Origin of the sequence: Mesorhizobium sp. M1088 (assembly GCF_040318575.1) — a bacterium.
Taxonomy (GTDB): Bacteria; Pseudomonadota; Alphaproteobacteria; order Rhizobiales; family Rhizobiaceae; genus Mesorhizobium.
The window spans coordinates 1-647 of record NZ_JAMYMO010000133.1; the positions used below are offsets into that span (position 1 = coordinate 1).

A 647-nucleotide genomic window follows, 5' to 3' on the forward strand; every position below is an offset into this window, starting at 1 on the left:
GTGGCGCGAAGGCAGGCGTCGCGGGGTGATGCTTCCGCATGGCTGGCTGTTCCCGGGGCGCAGTTGCACCGATCCGATCTCGTCGCGGCAACTCCATCGCGCGCTTCAGGAAGCCGCCGAAGTCGCCGGCATCCGCAAGCGCGTCAGCCCGCATACTCTGCGGCACAGCTTCGCCACCCACCTGCTCGAGCAGGATGTCGACATTCGCGTCATCCAGGTGCTGCTCGGGCACTGCAAGCTCGAAACGACAGCGCTCTACACCAAGGTCTCGACCCGGACGATCCACGCGGTCGCAGGGCCGCTGGACCGGCTGATGGCGCTGATGGAAGGCAAGACGCCGTCCGGCTGAACCGGTGCGCGCCGACCTGGAGGTCGCCGATATCTTCCGTGCTGCCGGCCCCGGATACCGGATCTCCCACGCCGGGCATCTGAGCTTGCAGCAGCTCAAGGTCATGTCGGCGATCGAACAGTGTCGCACCGCTGCATTGGGTGGTCATGTCGAAGCCTGTGCGGACTGCGGCCAATGGCGGATCGCCTATAACAGCTGCCTTATGGGCAGATCCAGTAATGGGGAGTCGGCGACGACTTGATCACGCTCTTGCGACAGTCGCCGCCAGCCCGGCTCACCATTACGAGGTGCGCTTGAG

1 protein-coding gene and 1 pseudogene are annotated in these 647 nt (G+C 65.2%); both read left to right on the top strand.

What is annotated here, in order from left to right; translation table 11 throughout:
• Positions 1-349, top strand: a 349-nt coding sequence (locus NKH49_RS34820; RefSeq protein ID WP_352930239.1) for a tyrosine-type recombinase/integrase, incomplete at its 5' end; no start/stop codon positions are given.
• A 4-nt stretch (positions 350-353) separates the two neighbouring features.
• A pseudogene (locus tag NKH49_RS34825) lies at positions 354-548 on the top strand (transposase zinc-binding domain-containing protein); the annotation flags it as partial.
• Positions 549-647: the final 99 nt, after the last annotated feature.